The sequence below is a fragment of the Paracidovorax wautersii genome (assembly GCF_900113035.1).
Lineage (GTDB): Bacteria > Pseudomonadota > Gammaproteobacteria > Burkholderiales > Burkholderiaceae_C > Paracidovorax > Paracidovorax wautersii.
In genome coordinates, this window is the sequence record NZ_FONX01000007.1 from 188,341 (window position 1) to 208,186 (window position 19,846).

At 70.0% G+C, this 19,846-nt stretch carries 16 protein-coding genes; 9 read left to right on the forward strand and 7 right to left on the reverse strand.

Annotation, left to right across the window (positions count from 1 at the left end; translation table 11 throughout):
* Positions 1–101 precede the first annotated feature (101 nt).
* The 3 genes from BM070_RS12785 (at position 102) to BM070_RS12795 (ending at position 3,231) form a co-directional block, all read left to right on the forward strand.
* Positions 102–755, forward strand: coding sequence for a DUF937 domain-containing protein (locus BM070_RS12785; protein ID WP_092939787.1), 654 nt, complete (start codon positions 102–104; stop codon positions 753–755).
* Positions 756–923: 168 nt separating this feature from the next.
* Positions 924–1,370: a CBS domain-containing protein gene (locus BM070_RS12790; RefSeq protein ID WP_092939788.1), complete on the forward strand. Its 447-nt coding sequence runs from the start codon at positions 924–926 to the stop codon at positions 1,368–1,370.
* An 82-nt stretch (positions 1,371–1,452) separates the two neighbouring features.
* Positions 1,453–3,231: a bifunctional protein-serine/threonine kinase/phosphatase gene (locus BM070_RS12795; protein ID WP_092939833.1), complete on the forward strand. Its 1,779-nt coding sequence runs from the start codon at positions 1,453–1,455 to the stop codon at positions 3,229–3,231.
* A gap of 6 nt (positions 3,232–3,237) precedes the next feature.
* Here the strand turns inward: BM070_RS12795 and BM070_RS12800 are convergent, their stop codons facing one another.
* Positions 3,238–4,455, reverse strand: coding sequence for an MFS transporter (locus tag BM070_RS12800; RefSeq protein WP_092939834.1), 1,218 nt, complete (start codon positions 4,453–4,455; stop codon positions 3,238–3,240).
* 373 nt (positions 4,456–4,828) lie between these two features.
* Between BM070_RS12800 and BM070_RS12805 the strand changes: the two genes are divergently transcribed.
* The 5 genes from BM070_RS12805 (at position 4,829) to BM070_RS12825 (ending at position 10,151) form a co-directional block, all read left to right on the forward strand.
* Entirely contained in the window at positions 4,829–7,180 is a 2,352-nt protein-coding gene (locus BM070_RS12805) for an ATP-binding protein (protein ID WP_092939789.1), read from the forward strand.
* Positions 7,180–7,917 carry a methyl-accepting chemotaxis protein gene (locus tag BM070_RS12810; RefSeq protein WP_139222825.1) on the forward strand — a complete coding sequence of 246 codons (738 nt, stop codon included), beginning with the start codon at positions 7,180–7,182 and terminating at the stop codon, positions 7,915–7,917. The genes BM070_RS12805 and BM070_RS12810 overlap by 1 nt, the downstream gene beginning before the upstream one ends.
* Entirely contained in the window at positions 7,914–8,552 is a 639-nt protein-coding gene (locus BM070_RS12815) for a hypothetical protein (RefSeq protein ID WP_245785203.1), read from the forward strand. The genes BM070_RS12810 and BM070_RS12815 overlap by 4 nt, the downstream gene beginning before the upstream one ends.
* Before the next feature lie 108 nt (positions 8,553–8,660).
* Positions 8,661–9,728: a chemotaxis protein CheX gene (locus BM070_RS12820; RefSeq protein WP_092939790.1), complete on the forward strand. Its 1,068-nt coding sequence runs from the start codon at positions 8,661–8,663 to the stop codon at positions 9,726–9,728.
* A 57-nt stretch (positions 9,729–9,785) separates the two neighbouring features.
* On the forward strand, positions 9,786–10,151 hold the full coding sequence (locus tag BM070_RS12825) for a response regulator (protein WP_092939791.1): 366 nt from the start codon (positions 9,786–9,788) through the stop codon (positions 10,149–10,151).
* Between the two features lie 783 nt (positions 10,152–10,934).
* Here BM070_RS12825 and BM070_RS12830 read toward each other — a convergent pair.
* The 5 genes from BM070_RS12830 to BM070_RS12850 all read right to left on the reverse strand — a co-directional run bounded on the left by BM070_RS12830 (position 10,935) and on the right by BM070_RS12850 (position 17,616).
* A complete protein-coding gene (locus tag BM070_RS12830) occupies positions 10,935–11,747 on the reverse strand; it encodes an ABC transporter ATP-binding protein (protein ID WP_092939792.1) in 813 nt (270 codons plus the stop codon).
* On the reverse strand, positions 11,744–12,700 hold the full coding sequence (gene ntrB / locus BM070_RS12835) for a nitrate ABC transporter permease (protein ID WP_092939793.1): 957 nt from the start codon (positions 12,698–12,700) through the stop codon (positions 11,744–11,746). The genes BM070_RS12830 and ntrB overlap by 4 nt, the downstream gene beginning before the upstream one ends.
* Before the next feature lie 66 nt (positions 12,701–12,766).
* Complete coding sequence (locus BM070_RS12840) at positions 12,767–14,011, reverse strand: CmpA/NrtA family ABC transporter substrate-binding protein (RefSeq protein WP_092939794.1); 1,245 nt, start codon at positions 14,009–14,011, stop codon at positions 12,767–12,769.
* Between the two features lie 426 nt (positions 14,012–14,437).
* The gene (locus BM070_RS12845; protein ID WP_092939837.1) at positions 14,438–15,064 is read right to left on the reverse strand and encodes an ANTAR domain-containing response regulator; all 627 of its coding nucleotides are present in this window, start codon (positions 15,062–15,064) and stop codon (positions 14,438–14,440) included.
* 149 nt (positions 15,065–15,213) lie between these two features.
* Complete coding sequence (locus tag BM070_RS12850) at positions 15,214–17,616, reverse strand: S53 family peptidase (protein ID WP_245785204.1); 2,403 nt, start codon at positions 17,614–17,616, stop codon at positions 15,214–15,216.
* 225 nt (positions 17,617–17,841) lie between these two features.
* On the opposite strand from BM070_RS12850, the gene tsaD reads away from it, so the two are divergent.
* Positions 17,842–18,906 carry a tRNA (adenosine(37)-N6)-threonylcarbamoyltransferase complex transferase subunit TsaD gene (gene tsaD / locus BM070_RS12855; RefSeq protein WP_092939796.1) on the forward strand — a complete coding sequence of 355 codons (1,065 nt, stop codon included), beginning with the start codon at positions 17,842–17,844 and terminating at the stop codon, positions 18,904–18,906.
* A 90-nt stretch (positions 18,907–18,996) separates the two neighbouring features.
* Here tsaD and ppsR read toward each other — a convergent pair whose 3' ends face one another.
* Positions 18,997–19,818: a posphoenolpyruvate synthetase regulatory kinase/phosphorylase PpsR gene (gene ppsR, locus BM070_RS12860; RefSeq protein WP_092939797.1), complete on the reverse strand. Its 822-nt coding sequence runs from the start codon at positions 19,816–19,818 to the stop codon at positions 18,997–18,999.
* Positions 19,819–19,846 lie beyond the last annotated feature (28 nt).

The window sequence follows — 19,846 nt, forward strand, 5'->3', positions numbered from 1 at the left end:
GTCCCCGGCGTCTGGCGATGGACACGGCACTGGCCTACGATGCGCGGTCGCAGCCAGCCGGCTGCAGCTCACGCTTTCGACCGTTGCCAGAAGGACGCTTCATGACCAATTCCTCCGCTTCCCTTGCCGACCAGCTCTTCGCCCAACTGCAGGGCGAACCCCTGCAGCAGATCGCGCAGCAGCTGGGCACCAGCCCGGAGCAGACCCAGGGCGCCGTCAGCGCAGCCCTGCCGCTGCTGCTGGGCGCGCTGGGCCGCAATGCCCAGCAGCCCGGCGGCGCCGATGCGCTGCTGAACGCGCTGCAGCGCGACCATGCCGATGCCGCACCGGCCGCTCCTGCCGAAGGCGGCGGCATGGATTGGGGCGGCCTGCTGGGCGCGGTGCTGGGCGGCTCGGGCAGCGGCGGCGCCGCGCCTTCGGCCGGGGCCGACATCCTGGGCCACATCTTCGGCGGCCAGCAGCGGCAGGCCGCATCCGGCCTGGGCGAGGCCACGGGCCTGGGCGCCAATGCCGGTCAGCTGCTGCAGGTGCTGGCGCCCATCGTCATGGCCTTTCTCGCGCAGCACGTAAAGGCCAGCGGCATGGATGCCGGCGACCTGGGCGACACCCTGGGCCAGGAACACGCCCGCGTGCAGCAGCAGGGCGGCCTGGCCGGTGGCCTGCTGGGCAGCCTGCTGGACCAGAACGGCGACGGCAAGCTCGATCTGGGCGATCTGCTCAAGGTGGGCGGCAGCCTGTTCGGCGGGCGGCGCTGAAAGACCGCGGAGAACGTGTTCACGATCCCCTGCGAGATCGTGAACACGTTCTGAGGGCTGCGGCAGCCCGCGCCTGCGGCGGGTTGCCAGCGCCCCATGGTTGGGCCGACACTGGTGGCGCGTCTTGCTTCGCCACTTCGGCCAGCGCCATTCCACAAGGAGGCTCCCATGACCACCACCGTCGCAGAAATCCTCAAGTCCAAACCCCCGTCGGGCGTTCACACCGTCACACCGCAGGACACCGTGCTGCAGGCGCTCAAGGCGATGGCGGAGCACGGCATCGGCGCCCTGCTGGTCATGCAGGGCGACGAGATCGCGGGCATCTTCACCGAGCGCGACTACGCCCGCAAGGTGGCCCTGGCGGGCCGCACCTCGGGCGACACGCGGGTGAGCGAGGTGATGACCAGCGCCGTGCGCTTCGTGCGGCCCTCGCAGAACACCGACCAGTGCATGGCCCTGATGACCGAGAACCGCCTGCGCCACCTGCCGGTGGTCGATGACGCGGGCCGCCTCGCCGGCATCGTCTCCATCGGCGATCTGGTCAAGCACATCATCTCCGAGCAGCAGTTCATCATCGAACAGATGGAGCAATACATCACGGGCCACCGCGCCTGATGCGCCCGGCCGCCGCCCTGCGCGAACCACGCATCGCATGCGCCCGCTGCGGTGCTCCGTGCCCGCCGCAGGGGGCGCGCCCATGAGCTTCGACCTGGCCTGGGGCCAGGCCAGCGACGCCGGCCGCAAGCCGCCCAATGAAGACCGCGCTGGCCATGCCCAGGGGCAGGGCGCCGAGGCCGGGCACGGCGCCATCGCCGCCATCGCCGACGGCGTGAGCCGGGGCGGCCTGGGCGCCGAGGCCGCATCGACCGTGGTCGGCACGCTGCTGCGCGACTACTTCGCCACGCCCGGCACCTGGGACACGTCCGTCGCGCTCGACCGCGTGCTGCTGGCCCACAACCAGTGGCTGGCCGGCATGAACCGCCGGCGCAGCCCGGCCATGGGCCTCTCCACCCTCACCGCGCTGGTGTTGCGCGGGCAGACCTGGACCCTGGCGCATGTGGGCGACACGCGCGCCTACCTGCTGCGCGGCGGCCTGTGGCAGCAGCTCACCACCGACCACGTCCTCGCCCACCGCGACTTCGCGCACCAGCTCACGCGCAGCGTCGGCTCCGACGAGCGCCTGCTGGTGGACTACGTGCAGGGCGATCTGCTGGAGGGCGACCGCTTCGTGCTGCTCACCGACGGCGTGCACGGCGCGCTGCCCGATCCCGCGCTGCGCAGCCTCGTCGCCACGCCCGGCGCAACGCCCCAGGCCGTGGCCGATGCGCTGGTGCAGGCCGCCCTGGCCGCCGGCAGCCGCGACCACTGCACCGCGCTGGTGGTGCAGGTGCAGGGCGCCAGCCAGGCCACGCTGCACGACCGCACGCGGCAGGCCCAGGCGCTGCCCGTGCCGCCGCGCCTGCGCACGGGCGACGTGATCGACGGGCTGCGCGTGCTGGGCACCGTGTCCGACACCGGCACCCATCTGCTCTACCGCGTGGCCGAGACCGCGCCGCGCTCCGATGGCGGCGCAGACGCCGTGCCCGCCGAGCCGCGCCACTTCGCGCTCAAGGCCCTGGCCCCGAGCCGGGCGCACGATGCCGTCGAGCGCGACATGCTGGCCCACGAAGCCTGGCTGGCGCAGCGCCTGCAGGAAGGGCGCGCGGGCCGCCACCTGGCGCGCCTGCATGCCGCGCCGCCTGCGGGCGAGGCTTCGGCCTTCTACCTGCTCTACGACTGGCTCGAAGGCGAAACCCTGGCCCCCCTGCTGGCGCGCAGCCAGCCCGTGGACGTGGCCCGCGCCGTGGACTGGGCCATCCAGGCCGCGCAGGCGCTGGGGCTGCTGCACCGCCAGAGCGTGATCCACCGCGACATCAAGCCCGACAACCTGCATGTGGGCGCGGACGGCGTGCTGCGGGTGCTGGACCTGGGCGTGGCCCTCTCGGGCCGCGAGCCGGAGGCCACGCGGCTGCTGCATGCCGGCACGCCCAGCTACATCAACCCCGAGCAGTGGCCCGGCTACGACGCGGCCCGGCGCGGCGAGGCCGCCGTGCCCGATGCCGGCGGCGATCTGTTCGCGCTCGGCGTCACGCTCTACCAGCTGCTCACCCAGGGGCGCCTGCCGTACGGCGAGGTCGCGCCCTACCAGCTGGGCCGCTACCACCGCGACCCGGTGCCGCCCAGCCGGCTGAACCCGGCCGTGCCGATCTGGCTGGACCACATCGTCCTCAAGGCGGTGGCGCGGGCCGCGCCGCAGCGCTTCGAGACGGCCGAAGAGCTGGTGCTGGCACTGCAGCGCGGCGCATCCCGCCCGCTGCCGGCGCCCGGCGCCACGCCGCTGGCCGCGCGCTCGCGCCTCGCGCCCTGGCAGGTGGCGCTGGCCTTCAGCCTGCTGCTCAACCTGCTGCTGGTGTGCCTGGTGCTGCTGCTGCGGTGACGGGGCTCAGGCTGCCACGCGCGCCCGGCCGCCTTTTTCGGCCCAGGTGCGTGTCCAGCGGCGCTGCATCACCTGCAGCAGCACCAGCATGGCGGCGGCGGCCGCAGCGAACAGCACGAAGCCCCAGAGATAGCTGCCCGTGTATTGCTTGGAAAGACCCATCGCGTTCGGGATGAAGCCGCCGCCCAGCGCGCCGATCTCCCCGATCATCGATCCCGCGACCGCCGTGGTGAGCGGCCAGCGCAGCGGCACCAGCTGGAAGAGCGCGCCGTTGCCCGCGCCCAATGCTGCGAAGCACACGAGGAAAAGCAGCACGGTGGTGGGCAGCGAGCCCTGCGCGAAGCCGCACAGCAGCAGGCTGGCCGCGGCGGTGACCAGCACGGCGGTGAGCGTGTTCACGCCGCCCCAGTGGTCCGACAGCCACCCGCCGAAGATGCGCAGCGCCGCGCCCATGAAGGCCACCAGCATGGTGAGCTGGCCAGCCTCGGTCTTGCTCACGCCGAACTGGTCGTAGAAGTAGCTCGGCAGGAAGGTCGTGAGGCCGATGAAGCCGCCGAAGGTCACGGCGTAGATCAGGCTGAAGGCCCAGCCGTCCTTCTCGAAGAGGCAGGCCACGTGCTCGCGCAGGCTGGCGTGCGCGTCCACGTCGGGCGGCTCCTGCGCGAAGGCGATCATCACCACCACCGGAACGGCCATGGCGAGCGCGGCCAGGCCATACACCGTCTGCCAGCCGAAGCGCTGGGCCAGCAGGGGCGCCAGCAGCGCGCACACGGCCGTGCCCACGTTGCCCGCGCCCACCAGTCCCATCGCCAGGCCCTTGTAGCGCGGCGGGAACGAGCCCGAGCCCAGCGACAGCGCCACGCCGAAGCTGGCGCCCGCGATGCCCAGCAGCACGCCCATGGCCAGCAGGTCGTGATAGCTGTCCACGAAGAAATAGCCGAAAGCCATGGCCAGGGCGATGCCGCCCATCTCCACCAGCGTGGCGTTCTTGCGGCCGATGTACTGCGCCAGCACGCCCAGCGGAAAGCGCATCAGCGCGCCCGCGAAGATGGGGATGGACAGCATCAGCCCCTTTTGCGCGGGCGTGAGCTGGTAGGCCTCGCTGATGAAGGGCGCCATCGCGCCGTTGATGACCCAGATGCCGCAGGAGAAGGCGAAGTAGAGGAACGAGGCCCACAGGGTGGGCGCGTGGCCGGATCGGTGGAAGTCGCGCAGGGATGTCATGGTGCGGGGCCGGCTGTGCCGGAAGTCTTTGCGGTGCGGGAAGGCCAAAACAAAAAAAGGCGTCCGCCCGCACGGGCCGGCCGGAAGCCGGGTTCGTGCGGGCGGACGCCTTCGTCCTTGGGGGCCTGACGCAGCGTCGCGCCTGGCTCTGCGTGAGGGCAAGCAAGCTCGATGCCAGTCGGGTGCCCTGCGCGAGGGCGGCCAACCCGCCTCAAGAGCCCCGGAACGCCCGGCCATGCCCCAGGTTGGGGCCCATGCCACGTCCTCGCGGCCTCCGGCGAAATTTCCTCAATTGTTAATTGGTGTGTCACGAACCCGCCATAGATGGTGCCGATACTCTGTCTTTATTGTTAAAAACTGTGAATTCATTCCTATGACTGTACGTTCACGAATCGCCTTGCTGATCGTGCTGGCCCTGTTGGCGCTGTGCGCCATCGGCGGCTTCGCGCTCTACCAATCGTCCCAGGGCGCCCTGCAGGTCAAGCGCGTGACCGAGGGCGTCGTGCCCAGCACCATCCACTCGGTGGAGCTGATGGGCCAGCTCAAGGACGTGCAGATCGCGGCCTTGAACATGGTGGGCGCGCCGGACCGCGCCGCCGCCGAGGCCATGCACCAGCAGGTGACGGAGCGCAAGGACGCGCTGCGCCAGGCGCTGGAGGCGCAGTCCCGCAGCGCCGACAGCGAGGCCCAGCGCGGGCTCATCAAGGAAGCCGAGATGAGCCTGGACAACTATTTCGCCGCCATCGACGACACGGCCAAGTTCAAGCTGGCCGGCCAGCAGGAGGCCGCCGAGGCCTACATGGCCGCCACGGTGGACCAGTACCTGCGCGAGCAGGGCCAGATGATCGAGGCCGTGCAGGTCGAGCGCCGCCGCAGCAAGGACGAAGCCATCGCCGAGCTCAACCAGCAGCTCGAACGCACCACCACCATGCTGCTGCTGGTGGCGGCCGTGAGCGTGATCGGCCTGGGCGGCGCGGGGCTGATGCTCTACCGCCAGATCGTGCAACCCATCGGCGAGATGCAGCTGAAGATGACCGAGATCGCCACCAGCCAGGACTTCTCGCACCGCGTGCCCGTGGCCCGCATGGACGAGATCGGCCGCTCGCTCACCGCCTTCAACGCCATGGTGGCCAAGATCGAGGAAAGCTCCGAGCTGGTGCGCCAGAAGACGGCCGACATCCAGGCCATGCTGCAGACGCTGCCCCAGGGCATCCTGACGCTCGAAGCCGGGCGCCGCATCCACCCCGAATACTCGTCCTACCTCTGCACCCTGCTGGAGCGCCAGCAGCTGGCCGGCCGCACGCTGGACGAGGCGCTGCTCGACCGCTGCGAGGGCAGCGCCGACGCCCGCGCCCAGGCCGATGCCGCCATCGACGCCTGCATCGGCGAGGACGAGCTCAACTTCTCGTTCAACGCCCACCTGTTGCCCAAGGAGCTGTGCCTGGCCTGCGACGACGGCCGGCGCAAGATCATCGAGCTGGGCTGGTCGCCCATCACCGCGGCCGACGGCACGGTGGCGCGCCTGCTGGTCAGCCTGCGCGACGTGACCGAGCTGCGCGAGCTGGCCCGCGATGCCCAGGCCCGCAAGGAAGAGCTGTCGATGGTGGGCGAACTGCTCGCCGTGCCGGCCGAGAAGTTCCGCGCCTTCGCCGGTGCCGCAGCCCAATTGCTGGACGAAGCCCGCGTGCAGCTGCAGGCGCCGCAGCAGGCGCGTGCCTCGGCCATCGCCGCGCTCTTTCGCGGCATGCACACCATCAAGGGCAATGCCCGCACCTACGGCCTGCCGCGCATCGCCGATGCGGCGCACGTGGCCGAGCAGCGCTATTCCGCGCTGCGCGACGACCTCTCCGGCTGGGACGAGGCGGCGCTGGTGGCCGACCTGGACGCGGTCGATGCCGCGCTGCAGGCCTACGTGCATGTGAACGACGAGACCCTGGGGCGCGGCGCCGCCGGCCACGAGGGCGCGGAAGGCGCGGTGCGCATCGCCCGCGAGCGGCTGGACGCGCTGCGCGCCAGCATCGACAGCGTGCTGCTCGAGGGCGACTGGCCGCAGGACCACCGCGAGCGGCTGGCGCAGGTCGCACATGCGCTGCAGCACCCCGATGCGGCCGGCCTCGCCGAGGTCTTCGGCAGCGTTGCCGCCTCGCTGCCGGACCTGGCCCGCGAGCTGGGCAAGGAAGCGCCTGTGGCGGAATGCACCGGCACCCCCGTGCTGCTGCGCGCCCAGGCCGGGCAGGCGATGCGCGATGCCTTCGTGCACCTGCTGCGCAACGCGGTGGACCACGGCATCGAACCGCCGCAGGAGCGTGCGGCCAAGGGCAAGCCGGCCCGGGGCCACATCCGCGCGCAGACGCAGATCGACGGCGATGACGTCATCGTGCGCCTGCAGGACGACGGCCGGGGGCTGGACCTGGCGCGCATCCACGACAGGGCCCTGGCCCAGGGCCTGCTGGGCCCGGACGACGCCCCCAGCGCCGAGGCGCTGGCGCAGATGATCTTCGCGCCCGGCTTTTCCACCGCCAGCCAGGTGACGGCCGTTTCCGGCCGGGGCGTGGGCATGGATGCGGTCAAGGCCTTCATAGAGGCGCTGGACGGCAGCGTGGCCGTGGTGCTGGATGCGGACGCGGCGGTGTACGCCACGCCCTTCACCACCGTCATCCGCCTGCCGCTGCGCTGGACGGTCAGCGCCCAGGGCAGCCGGGGCGCGCTGGGAGAGGCCGCGTGATGGTGCTGGGAGACTGGTGGAGTGGATGGCTGGTGGGCGCGCTGCTGGGCGCCGTGCTGATGTGGCGCTTCGCCGCCGCCCGGGCGCGGCGCGCTGCCGAGGCCGCCGCCCGGCAGGCGGCCCCGCAGGCCGAGGCGCTGGCAACGGCGCTGCGCGAGAACGCCTCGCTGCAGGCCGACCTGGACCGGGTGCAGGCCGAATGGAACAAGGAACGCGAGCAGTGGCAGAGCGCCGCCACGGCCTGGGAAGGCCAGCAGCAGGACAGCGTGCTCAAGGCCGAGCAGGCGCGCCGTTCGCAGGTGGTGCCCGCGCTGGAGCACATCCACACGCAGGGCCGCTCGCTGCAGGAACTGCAGGGCATCGGCAAGACCTTCGAGCGCTGGCATGCCGACATGAGCGCGCTGGTGCAGCACAACCGCACCATGCACGACAAGAACGACGAGTTCGCGCGCATCGTGCGGCAGATGGTGATCGTGGCGCTCAACGCCTCCATCGAGGCGGCGCGCGCGGGCGCGCAGGGGCGCGGCTTCAACGTGGTGGCCGGCGAGATGCGCGAGCTCTCGTCCCGCGCCGAGGCGCTCTCGCGCGACTACCGCGCCAGCCTCTACGCCAACGACCTCATCGCCACCACCACCTTCCAGGACATGCAGGCGGGCGGCAAGATGGTCATCAACGCCGCCATGGGCCTGCAGATGACCAACGGCCGCATCCAGGCCGCGCTGGAGGAGGCCGCATGAGCGCCGCGGGGTTTTCCGCTTCTTCGTTCTCCGCAGCCGTTGCGAAGCCGGCGGCTTCGGAGGTGCTGCGCCTGCTGAGCCAGCGCGCCTGCGACAGCCTGGACCGCATGATGCTCTCGGGCCTGCGCCAGAGCCTGGTGCCGGGCGACGCCGGCGCCGTCATCGAGGCGGTCGATGCCGTGCCGCCGGGCGCCGCCACGCACATGGCGGTGCTGTCCATCGCGTCCTTTCCCTTCCGGCTGAACACCGCGCTGCACTTCGCCCGCACCGAGGCCCTGCTGGCCTGGGCCGCCCGGCGCGCCGGCATGGAGGAGGGCGCCGAGCCCATCGGCGAGCAGCAGTTCATCGACGTCATCTGCGAAGTCGGCAACCTGTGCTGCGGCTCCATCAACCGCGACCTGGGCGAGTTCCACTCCTTCCTGGGGCTCTCCACGCCGCAGATCCTGGATGTGCGCTGCCTGCCGCATTTCGTGCGCGACGGCGCCGAGCATCTGCGCCACTTCCGCGTGCAGGTGCAACCCGATCTGACGCTCTACGCCTCGCTCTGCGCGCGCGCCTACCTGCCGCAGGACTTCCACTGGAGCGGCCCGCCCGCCGAAGCGGCCGTGGAGTCGGGCGAGCTGGAAATGTTCTGAGGCCGGCTTGCCTGCCCCGGAGCGCGGCGAGTCGCTGCTGCCGCACCGCCGCCGTTCTTCTTGTTGTTGACTGTCTTTTCTTCAATCCCTGCCGGAGGACACCTGCGTATGGAAACCGCACTGCCCGAGATCGAGAACGCGCCCGCTGATGCTGAAGCCGCTGATGCCGCCGCTGCTGCAGCCAATGGCGCTGCGCCCGAGCCCGCCGCGCTGGTCAGCAAGGTTCTGGTCATCGAGACCGATGCGGGCGCGCTGGCCGCCATCCGTGACTTCTGCGATGCCCACGGCCTGCAGGGCCACAAGGTCCATCCCCTGAACGTGCCCGCCGTGCTGCGCTCGCGCATCGACCTGGGCGCGGTGTTCGTGGGCGCCGAACTGCAGGGCGCGGTGACCGACGGCCTGGCCCTGGCGCGCGACATCGCCTGGCTGCGGCCCGAGCTGCCGCTTTTCCTGCGCATGGACGGCATGCCCGAGGCGGAGGCCGAAGCCGCCGCCATCGCCCTGCAGCGCGAGCCATCGGTGGTGCGCTACACGCTCGCCGAGATCGATGCCCTCAAGGCCGAGGTGGACCGCAAGCTCTTCGACCGCGTCTATCCCACCTCGCTGGTGCGCACGCTCGGCGAGATGACGCAGGCGGCCCTGGCCAGCCAGTTCAAGGGCATGCAGGTGCGCCTGGACCCGCCCTACGTGGTGCGCGACCGGCTGATCCACGGCGAGCTGTTCACGCTCATCCCCATGGAAACGCCCTGGTGCCGCGGCTTCATGACGCTGCAGACCGACGCCGGCTCCCTGCGCCGCGCGGTGGCGGCCGGGCGCACGGCCTTCTCGGCCGAAGAGAGCGCGGATTTCCGCAACCTCAACGCCATCCTGGGCGAGCTGACCAACCTCGTCTGGGGCGCGTTCCGCAACCGCTTCGGCACCGAGGGCGCGAGCGGCTCCTTCGGCGTGCAGGTGCCGATCATCGTCAACCACCTGCACCGCTACATCAGCTTCGGCACCGAAAGCCCTCAGCTGTGCTTCAAGTGCCAGCTCTGGGCCCCGGAAGACCCCGAGGCCACGGCCATCACGATCTACCAGCGCTTCGCCTTCAGCCTGAGCTGGGCGCCCGAGCTCTACCGCGAGAGCGAGGCGCTGCTGAGCGGCTTCGTCGAATCCGGCGAGCTGGAGCTGTTCTGAGCTTTTTCTCTTCTTTCTCTTTTTCTTTTTCTCTTTCTGTTTCCGAGGAGCATTTCCATGGCCAACGTTCTGGTTGTTGACGATTCGAGCACCGTGCGCAACGAGGTGGGCAACTTTCTGGGCAACAACGGCTTCCAGGTCGCGCTGGCGGTGGACGGCCACGACGGGCTGGCCAAGCTGCGGCAGGACAGCGGCATCAAGCTGGTCGTGTGCGACGTGAACATGCCCAACATGGATGGCCTGACCATGGTGGAGCGGGTGCGCAGCGAGCTGGGCAACCACAAGGTCAACATCGTGATGCTGACGACGGAGAGTTCGCCGGCGATGAAGGAGCGGGGGAAGGCGGCGGGGGTGAAGGGGTGGATCGTGAAGCCGTTCAATGGGGCGGCGGTGTTGGGGTCGTTTCAGAAGTTGGCTGCTTGAGGGGGTGTTGGCCTCATTGGCTTGACAGGCCTTTGTTGGGCGTTTGCTTCCCGGGGCCGGGTCTCGCCCCGGCGGGCGAGGTACTTTTCTTTGCTTCGCCAAAGAAAAGTACCCCAAAGAAAGGCGACCCTACTGTGCGTGTCCCTCCGCTGCGCTACGGGCAACCTGCGATGCTCGGTCGGCGGGTGCTGCCGCAGAACTCACTGCGCGCACTGCGTGCGCTCCGTTCGGACAGCTGCGGCAAGTCAGAGCACGAAGTGCGTGTGTCCTTCGGCACACGCACGCACCCGCCGCCCTGCGCTTCTCGGCACGCACAGAAGGGAGTGGGGAACCAGTCGGGCCATCGCTGCGCTCGGCCCTCGCACGGAGAAAGCCCAGCGCAGCGCGAAGCGCGCGCGATGTGGGCCGAGCGAAGCAATGGCCCGTGTGCGGCTGTTCACCCCCTGCTGGCTGCGCCTGCGGCGGGGTGCTTGCGGGGTGCGCATGCGTGCCGAAGGACACGCATGCCTCGTGCTCTGACTCGCCGCGGCTGTCCGAACGAAGCGCGCAGCGCGTAGTGAGTTCTGCGGCGGCACCCCGCAAGCGCCCCGCCGCAGGTCTGCCCCGTAGCGACAGCGAAGGGGTCGCAGACTGGGGGGCGCCTTTTCTTTGCTTACTTTCTTTTGGCGAAGCAAAAGAAAGTGAGTGCGCTGTCGGGCGCACATCCCGATCCCCGGGAAGTGATCTCGCCGCAGCGCCGAAAAGAACCAGCCTCAACTCAGCCCAGCCAGAGCACCCAGCCCCTCAAGCCACCTTCTCCACATGCCCTTGCCGCGTGTAGAGAAAATCAATCACCGCCTTGCGGCACTGCAGATACATCGGATCTTCCGCCAGCTCCACCCGGCTGCGCGGCCGCGGAATGTCCACCTGCAGCACCTCGCCGATGGTCGCCGCCGGCCCGTTGGTCATCATCACGATCTTGTCGGACAGCAGCACGGCCTCGTCCACGTCGTGCGTCACCATCACCACCGTGCTCTGCGTGCGCGCCACGATCTCCAGCAGCTCGTCCTGCAGCTTGGCGCGGGTCAGCGCGTCCAGCGCGCCGAAAGGCTCGTCCATCAGCAGCACCTGCGGCTCCATCGACAGCGCCCGGGCGATGCCCACGCGCTGCTTCATGCCGCCGGAGATTTCGCCCGGGCGCTTCTGCGCGGCGTGCGTCAGGCCCACCAGCGCCAGCGCCGCATCGGTGCGCTCGCGCAGCTGGGCCTTGCTTTCCGTGCGGCTGAAGACGCGTTCCACGGCCAGATAGACGTTGTCGAAACAGGTCAGCCACGGCAGCAGCGAATGGTTCTGGAACACCACGGCGCGTTCCGGCCCGGGGCCCTTGATCTCCTTGTTGGCGCAGAGCAGGGCGCCGGAGGTGGGCGTGGTCAGGCCGGCGATCAGGTTCAGCAGCGTGCTCTTGCCGCAGCCCGAATGGCCGATGAGCGCGACGAACTCGCCCTTGGCGATGGTCAGGTCTATGCCGCGCAGCGCGGGGAACAGGCCCTTGGCGGTCTTGAAGGTCTGATCGACGCGCTGGATTTCGATGAACTTGGACGTGAGCGACGCATTCATGCTTTCACCTCTTCGAACGTGAAGGCCGTGGCCAGCTTGACCAGGGCGTATTCGAGCAGCAGCCCGACGATGCCGATCACGAAGATCGCGATCAGGATGTTCTTGACGTTCAGGTTGTTCCACTCGTCCCACACCCAGAAGCCGATGCCCACGCCGCCGGTCAGCATCTCGGCCGCGACGATCACCAGCCAGGCCGTGCCCACGGCCAGGCGCACGCCGGTCAGCATGTAGGGCAGCACCGAGGGGAAGAGGATGGTGGTGGCGATCTTCCATTCCGAGAGGTTCAGCACGCGGGCCACGTTCATGTAGTCCTGCGGCACGCGCTGCACGCCCACGGCGGTGTTGATGATCATGGGCCAGATGGAGCAGATGAAGATGGTCCAGATGGCGGCCGGGTTGGCGCCCTTGAACACCAGGAGGCCGATGGGCAGCCAGGCCAGCGGCGACACCGGCCGCAGCAGGCTGATGAGCGGGTTGAACATGCGCGAGAGGAACGTGAAGCGCCCGATCACGAAGCCCGCAGGAATGCCCACCACCGCCGCCAGCCCGAAGCCGATGGCCACGCGCTCCAGCGAGGCCAGCACGTTCCAGCCCACGCCCTGGTCGTTGGGACCGTTGCGGTAGAACGGGTCGCTGAAGATGGTCACGGCCTGCCGCCAGGTCTCGGCCGGGCCGGGAATGCTCTGGCCGGTGGTGGCCGACACGAGGGCCCAGATGCCCAGCAGCAGGCCCAGCCCGCAGGCCGGCGGCAGCACCGCCATCCAGAAGCTGCGCGAGAGCGCGGCCCAGTCGCGGCGCTGCGGGGCTGCGGTGGCGCTGGCGTTGCCAGCAGCCGCCGGGGCCTGCGCGGCCAGGGGCTTGGCGGCGCCCGTGGATGGCGCGTTGCCAGCGATGCTCTTGATGGCTTCCGGCGACGCGGAATCCAGCGGGGAATGGAAGACGGCACTGACCATGGTGTGTTCTCCGGTGTGCGTGGGCGGACGAGGGGCGGGGAGCGCGGGAGGCGAGGGGTACAGCCGTCAGGCGTGGATCTTGAAGCCGTCGGCGTACTTCTTCGGGTCCTTGCCGTCCCAGACGACACCGTCCACCAGCTTGGCGGTGCGCATCTCGCTGGCGGGCAGCGGCGTCTTGGCGGCGGCGGCGGCCTGCTTGTAGAGGTCGATGCGGTTCACGGACTTGGCCACGGCCAGGTAGTCGGGGTGTTCCTTCAGCAGGCCCCAGCGCTTGTGCTGCGTGAGGAACCACATGCCGTCCGAGAGATAGGGGAAGTTCACCGCGCCGCCGGCGTAGAACTTCATGTGGTCCGGGTCGTCCCAGGTCTTGCCCAGGCCGTCCTGGTAGCGGCCCAGGATGCGCTGGTTGATCGCGTCCACGCCGGTGTTCACGTAAGCCTTGCCGGCGATGGTCTCGGCCATCTTGCTCTTGTTGGCCAGGCTCTCGTCGATCCAGCGGCTGGCTTCCAGGATGGCCGCCGTCACGGCGCGCGCGGTGTTGGGGTTGTTCTGCACGAACTCGGACGTGGTGCCCAGCACCTTCTCGGGGTGGTCCTTCCAGATCGCCTGCGTGGTGGTGGCGGTGATGCCGATGCCGTCCATGATGGCGCGGTGGTTCCAGGGCTCGCCCACGCAGAAGCCGTCCATGTTGCCCACGCGCATGTTGGCCACCATCTGCGGCGGCGGCACGGTGATGACCTTGGCGTCCTTCATCGGGTCGATGCCGTTGGCCGCCAGCCAGTAGTACAGCCACATGGCGTGCGTGCCGGTCGGGAAGGTCTGGGCGAAGGTGTATTCGCGCTTCTCTGCGGCCATCAGCTTGGCGAGCGTGGGCCCGTTCACGGCGCCCTTGTCCGCGAGCTTCTTGCTCAGCGAGATCGCCTGGCCGTTCTGGTTCAGCGTCATCAGCACGGCCATGTCCTTCTTGGGGCCGCCCACGCCCAGGTGCACGCCATAGACCAGGCCGTAGAGCACGTGGGCGAAGTCCAGCTCGCCGTTGACCAGCTTGTCGCGCACGCCGGCCCAGCTCGCTTCCTTGCTGGGGATGATCTTCACGCCGTACTTCTGGTCGATGCCCAGCACCGAGGCCATGACCACGCTGGCGCAGTCGGTGAGCGGAATGAAGCCGATCTTCACTTCCTTTTTCTCGGGGGCATCGGAGCCTGCGGCATACACCAGGGAGCGCAGCGCGGGGCTGATGCCCACGGCGCCCACGGTGGCCGCCTGCAGCACGGTGCGGCGTTGCAGGCTGGTTTTCGAAACATCGGTCATGGCAGCGTCCTCGAAGCGGATGGAAAGAGACGGAACAAGACAAGGCAAGACAAGGCAACACGAAGCGAAACAGCGCAGGCAAAGAAAAAGGCGTCCACACATCGCAACTGCGCTCTGGCGTGAGCGCAACTGCGAGTGGGGACGCCTTTGTCCTGGGGTGCGATGCAGGCCGCCCGTCATTGGGCTGCCTGCTTCGCGGAAGCATCGACCTGCGTTGGTCTGCACGGTGCTACGCAAGCGGTGTGCCAGCGCGCCTGGGTGTTCTGCCGCGCTATGGAGTCGATAGCTGGATGCGCCGGTCGGATAAGGGCTGCAGGGCGATCAGGCTCAGATGGCACCGGCGCTGCAGGCCGCTCGCGGCAGAGCCGGCACGGTGCCGGCCCGCACTGCGCTTGTGCGCTGCACCAAAAGAGAAGCGAGGGGAGCTCAGCCCAGCAGGTCGGCCACGTCCAGCATGCGCTGGGCGACCTCGGCGAGCTTCAGGCCCTTGTCCATGGCGGTCTTGCGCAGCTTGTCGTAGGCGGCCTGTTCGGTCAGGCCCTGGCGCTGCATCAGCAGGCCCTTGGCGCGGTCGATGGTCTTGCGGTCCTTGAGCTCGGAGCGCGCATCGGCCAGCTGCGAGCGCAGCGATTGCTCGTGCTGGAAGCGCGCCATCGCCACGTCCAGGATCGGGCGGATGCGCTGGGGCGCCAGGCCCGCCACGATATAGGCCGACACGCCCAGCGCCACCGCGTCCTTCACGTGGCTGGTGTCCTCGTCGTTGGTGAACATGACGATGGGGCGGCGCTCGTCGCGCGTGGCCATCACCACGTGTTCGAGCGCGTCGCGGGCCTCGCTCTCGGCGTCCACGATGATGAGGTCGGGCTGCAGCTGCGCGATGCGCTCGCGCAGGAACACGTCGGCCGGCAGCGTCGCCACCAGGTTGAAACGGTTCTCCAGCAGGCCGATGCGCAGCGCGCGCGAGCGCTCGGCCTGCATCTGGGCATGCTCGTCATCTTCCCCCGTCTCCGACAGGTCGGGGGCCACCACCACGATGCGCAGGGACTCGTTCATGACCGGCATTGTGAGCAAGAAACACGCCAAATTGGTGCATCGTGCTGGTGCGTGCCAGGGGCCGGCGGCCACGGAAACGGCGGCGCCCGGCGGTGCGGACTTCGAGTCCGACACCCCGGGCGCGGCGGCAGAGCGCTGTGGCGGGCGCGTCAGCGGATGGTGACGGGCACCGTGATCTGCGCCGTGCGGCCCAGCGAATCACGCGCCACCACGGTCAGCGCATAGTTGCCGGCCACCGGCGAGGGCCAGATCGCCGTGATGGTGGTGCCCTGCATATAGAAACCCATGCCCAGCGGCGCGCCGGAGAGCGTGACCGACAGCCACGAGGCGCCCGGCGCGGCGATCGCGATGCTGCCGGAGAGCGCCTGCCCGGGCTTGCCCGTCCACGGCGCCGCCGTGATCGAGAGGCCGTTGGACGAGACGGTGCTGCCCGCCGCCGCGATGCGGACCGTATAGGTGCCGCGGCCCACCAGGTTGGTCTTGGTGTCGGTGGCCGCAACGGTCACCGTGTAGGTGCCCAGCACCGGGCTGGCCCAGCTCACCGTGCCGTCGGTGCCGACCGCCATGCCTGCTGGCGCGCCGCTCAGCGCATAGCGCAGCGGGTTGACCGAAGGCGCCGCGGCGCTGAAGGACAGGGCCTTGCCCACCGTGCCGGCGATGCTGCCGCCCGGCACGGCCGGAGGCGTGGGCGCCGCCACGGTCACCTTGTAGATGCCCTGGCCGGTGAGGCCGGTCTTGGTGTCGCGGGCGATGGCGGTGACCGAATAGATGCCCGCCACCGGCGCCGCCCAGTTGACCACGCCCGCGCTGGACACCGTCATGCCCGCCGGCGCACCGGCCAGGCTGTAGGTGACCGCATTGGTGGCCGTGACGGACACGGTGAAGGAGAGCGGCTGGCCGGCCAGCCCGCTCACCGCGGCGCTGCCCACGGCCGGGGGCGGCGCGGCCACGGTGGCGCCGGAGAGCAGCGTCAGCAGGCTGCTGGCGCGCGGCGTGCCCAGCCCGGTGAGCTGGTCATAGCCGGTGCGCGCCGTGCAGGTGCCGCAGGTGCCGTGCGTGCCGGCCGAGACGTCGAGGAAGCCGCTGGCGTAGTTGCCGGGCTGCGCGCCGATGTTGCCGTAGAGCACCGCATGCGGCCGCCCCAGGGCTGCCTGGCCGGCCTGGGCGCGCAGTGCGCCGGCCGAGGCCAGCAGGCCGGCCCACATCGGCGTGGACATGCTGGTGCCGCCCGCGCTCAGCCACTGCGCCGTGCTGGCGCCGGGCGAGATCACGGCCACGTACTGGCCGGTGGAAGGGTCGGCATTCATCGCCACGTCGGCCACCGTGCGGCGCGCCACCGTGCCCACGCCGGGCAGGCCCGACTGCTGATAGGCCGGCGTGCCGAAGTACGCGCTGGTGCCTCCGCCCGTGCCGGACCAGGCCACTTCCGAGCGCGAGCCCGTGCCCGAATAGGTGAGCGAGGTGCCGCCCACGGCCAGCACGCCGGGCGATGCCGCCGGCCACATCACGCCCGCGCCCCAATCGCCGGTGGCGGCGAGATAGCTCATGCGCGTGCCGGTGAAGGCCGATTCCAGCCCGCTGGCCCAGCTGCCTTCGCCGGCGCCGAAGCTCATGGACACATGGCCGGGCCCCATGGCGTTGGCGAGGCGGATGGCGGCGGACAAAGCGCCCACCGAGGCGTCGGGCGCCTCGATCAGCACGATGCGCGCGGCCGGCGCGATGGCGTGCGACCACTGCACGTCCAGCGCGATCTCGGTGGCCCAGCCGGAGTCGTAGGTTGGCGCTGCGGACGCGAGGCCGCCCGAGGTGTTCGCATAGGCCACCCACAGCTCGCAGCCGGCATTGGCGGCCGGCGCGGCCAGGGGCAGGGCGGTGACGGCGGGCAGCACCTTGGCGGCGCAGGCGGGCAGGCCGAACTTCTGGTTGAAGGTGGCCAGCTCCGCCGCGGCATTGGGGTTGTGATAGGCCGCCACGATGTAGATGGTCTGGCCCGCGCCCATCTGCGCCCACTGCTGCGCGGTGGGCGCAGCGCCCGTGGCGGGCAGCGCCGGCAGGCCGTAGGCCGCGCGCACCTGGGCGGGGGTGTAGGTGGCGACCGCGCCGGTCGCGAGCGGGGCCGCCGTGGCGCCGCCGTCGGCCGCCTGCGCCTTGAGGTGGGCGGCTTCGAGCTTGCCCAGCGTCAGGCCCTTGGTGGAAAGGGCGGCCAGGCCCGCGTCCACCGCCTTCAGGCTGGGCTGCATCGCGGCGCTGGCTCCGGGGTCGGCCACGTCCTGGTCGCCGGGCTCGGGCAGCAGCACGGGGGCGACGTGGAAGGTGGGCTGTGCCTGCAGCGTGGCGGGCACGTCGGGCGGCAGTCCGTCCTGCGAGGAGAGCGTGGTCAGGCTGGCCGCGATCTCGCCGGCCTGCATCGTGACGTTGTCGGTGGCCGAACTGCCACCGCCGCCGCAGGAAGCCAGGCTGGCCGCCATGGCGACCAGCGTCCAGGCCAGGGCCGCGGGCCTGCGCGGCGGGCAGGGCGAAAGCGATGAGGTTCCAAAGCGGGTGTGGGGCATGGCGGGCGGTCTCCGTGGGTGTTGTGGCCGGGGCTCCGGGTGCGGGGCGCTATGCGCCTTCGTGGCCCGCCGGCAGGTGGTCGAACGCCTGCAATGTAAATGATTGTTTCTTTTTGTTTATCAAATATTTCAATTGAATGCGTGTTTGCGATGCTTGAATTGATCTAAATGATAGTTTTGGCCCTGCGATGGGGTGGGCGGAAGGGCCCGTCTAAACTCCCGCCCATGAGTCAGCTGATCCTTGGAATCGAATCCTCCTGCGACGAGACCGGCGTGGCGCTGGTGCGCCTGCCCGACGGTGCGGGCGTGCCCGTGCTGGAGGCCCACGCGCTGCACAGCCAGATCGAGATGCACCAGGCCTACGGCGGCGTGGTGCCCGAGCTGGCCAGCCGCGACCACATCCGCCGCGTGCTGCCGCTCACGCAGAGCGTGCTGGACCAGGCCGGCCGTCAGCTGGCCGAGGTGGACGTGGTGGCCTACACGCGCGGCCCGGGCCTGGCCGGCGCGTTGCTGGTGGGCGCGGGCGTGGCCTGCGCGCTGGGCGCCGCGCTGGGCAAGCCGGTGCTGGGCGTGCATCACCTCGAAGGGCATCTGCTCTCGCCCTTCCTGAGCGCCGATCCTCCCGAATTCCCCTTCGTCGCGCTGCTGGTCTCGGGCGGGCACACGCAGCTCATGAGGGTGGACGGCGTGGGCCGCTACGAACTGCTGGGCGAAACCATCGACGACGCGGCGGGCGAGGCCTTCGACAAGTCCGCCAAGCTGCTGGGCCTGGGCTACCCGGGCGGGCCGGCCCTCTCGCGGCTGGCGCAGCAGGGCGATGGCGAAGCCTTCAAGCTGCCGCGCCCGCTGCTGCACAGCGGCAACCTCGACTTCTCCTTCGCCGGCCTGAAGACCGCCGTGCTCACCCAGGCCAGGAAGCTGGGCGACGATCTGGACGCGCGCCGCGCCGACCTGGCCGCGAGCACCGAGGCGGCCATCGTGGACGTGCTGGTCCGAAAGACCCTGAGCGCCCTGAAGGGCACTGGCCTGCGCCGCGTGGTGGTGGCCGGCGGCGTGGGCGCCAACCGCCTGCTGCGCGAACAGCTCGACGCCGCCTGCGCGCGCCTGAAGGTGCGGGTGCACTATCCTGAGCTGCACCTGTGCACCGACAACGGCGCCATGATCGCCATGGCCGCCGCCATGCGCCTGCAGGCCGGCCAGCAGAGGCCCAGCCGCGACTACGCCTTCGACGTCAAGCCGCGCTGGCCGCTGGATTCGCTCCAGACGGATGCGCCCGCCGTGGCGGCCTGAATCTGCGGTCGATACGGGCGTAGCGCAGGCTGTGCCTGCGCATCGTGCTATCTATTGAATAGCAAACGGCGCGCCGTGCGCCCGGTACGGTCAGTACATGAGGCGCTCGGGCCGCACTTCCTGCAGGATGGTCGTGGCGATCTCTTCGATGCTCTTGGTGGTGGTGGACAGCCACCGGATGCCCGACCGCCGCATCATGCTTTCGGCCTCCGAGACCTCGTAGCGGCAGTTGAGCAGGTCGGCGTATTTGGAGCCCGGCCGCCGCTCGTTGCGGATCTGCGAGAGCCGCTCGGGCTGGATGGTCAGGCCGAAGATCTTCTTGCGGTGCGGCTCCAGCGCGGGCGGCAGCTGGCGGCGCTCGAAGTCTTCCGGAATCAGCGGGTAGTTGGCCACCTTCAGGCCGCACTGCATGGCCAGGTACAGGCTGGTGGGCGTCTTGCCCGAGCGCGAGACGCCGATCAGGATCACGTCGGCGCCGGCCAGGTCGCGGTGGCTCTGGCCGTCGTCGTGGTCCAGGCTGAAGTTGATGGCGTCGATGCGCTGCGTGTATTCCTTGCTCAGGCTCACGTCCGAGAAGCGCCCCACGCGGTGGTGGGACTTGATGCCCAGCTCGGTCTCCAGCGGGCGGATGAAGGTGCCGAACATGTCCAGCAGCATGCCCCGGCATCCCTGCTCGATGATGTGCAGCACGCTCATATTCACCAGCGTGGTGAAGACGATGGGCTTCTTGCCCTCCAGCTCCGCCGTGTGGTTGATCTGCCGCACCACCTGGTGGGCCTTGTCTTCGGTGTCGATGAAGGGCAGGCGCACGTGGCGGGGCTTCATGTCGAACTGGGCGAGGATGGCGTTGCCGAAAGTTTCGGCGGTGATGCCGGTGCCGTCGGAGATGAAGAAAACGGTGCGCGTGTGCATGGAGCGGGTGGTTTGGCGAGGGGCGGTG

Excerpts from the sequence above, each read along its gene's own strand:
- tsaD (WP_092939796.1), top strand. The coding sequence starts at position 17,842 with ATGAGTCAGCTGATCCTTGGAATCGAATCCTCCTGCGACGAGACCGGC.
- ntrB (WP_092939793.1), bottom strand. The coding sequence starts at position 12,700 with ATGGTCAGTGCCGTCTTCCATTCCCCGCTGGATTCCGCGTCGCCGGAA.
- BM070_RS12795 (WP_092939833.1), top strand. The coding sequence starts at position 1,453 with ATGAGCTTCGACCTGGCCTGGGGCCAGGCCAGCGACGCCGGCCGCAAG.
- BM070_RS12785 (WP_092939787.1), top strand. The coding sequence starts at position 102 with ATGACCAATTCCTCCGCTTCCCTTGCCGACCAGCTCTTCGCCCAACTG.
- BM070_RS12850 (WP_245785204.1), bottom strand. The coding sequence starts at position 17,616 with ATGCCCCACACCCGCTTTGGAACCTCATCGCTTTCGCCCTGCCCGCCG.
- ppsR (WP_092939797.1), bottom strand. The coding sequence starts at position 19,818 with ATGCACACGCGCACCGTTTTCTTCATCTCCGACGGCACCGGCATCACC.
- BM070_RS12830 (WP_092939792.1), bottom strand. The coding sequence starts at position 11,747 with ATGAATGCGTCGCTCACGTCCAAGTTCATCGAAATCCAGCGCGTCGAT.
- BM070_RS12800 (WP_092939834.1), bottom strand. The coding sequence starts at position 4,455 with ATGACATCCCTGCGCGACTTCCACCGATCCGGCCACGCGCCCACCCTG.
- BM070_RS12825 (WP_092939791.1), top strand. The coding sequence starts at position 9,786 with ATGGCCAACGTTCTGGTTGTTGACGATTCGAGCACCGTGCGCAACGAG.
- BM070_RS12810 (WP_139222825.1), top strand. The coding sequence starts at position 7,180 with ATGGTGCTGGGAGACTGGTGGAGTGGATGGCTGGTGGGCGCGCTGCTG.
- BM070_RS12820 (WP_092939790.1), top strand. The coding sequence starts at position 8,661 with ATGGAAACCGCACTGCCCGAGATCGAGAACGCGCCCGCTGATGCTGAA.
- BM070_RS12790 (WP_092939788.1), top strand. The coding sequence starts at position 924 with ATGACCACCACCGTCGCAGAAATCCTCAAGTCCAAACCCCCGTCGGGC.
- BM070_RS12805 (WP_092939789.1), top strand. The coding sequence starts at position 4,829 with ATGACTGTACGTTCACGAATCGCCTTGCTGATCGTGCTGGCCCTGTTG.
- BM070_RS12845 (WP_092939837.1), bottom strand. The coding sequence starts at position 15,064 with ATGAACGAGTCCCTGCGCATCGTGGTGGTGGCCCCCGACCTGTCGGAG.
- BM070_RS12840 (WP_092939794.1), bottom strand. The coding sequence starts at position 14,011 with ATGACCGATGTTTCGAAAACCAGCCTGCAACGCCGCACCGTGCTGCAG.
- BM070_RS12815 (WP_245785203.1), top strand. The coding sequence starts at position 7,914 with ATGAGCGCCGCGGGGTTTTCCGCTTCTTCGTTCTCCGCAGCCGTTGCG.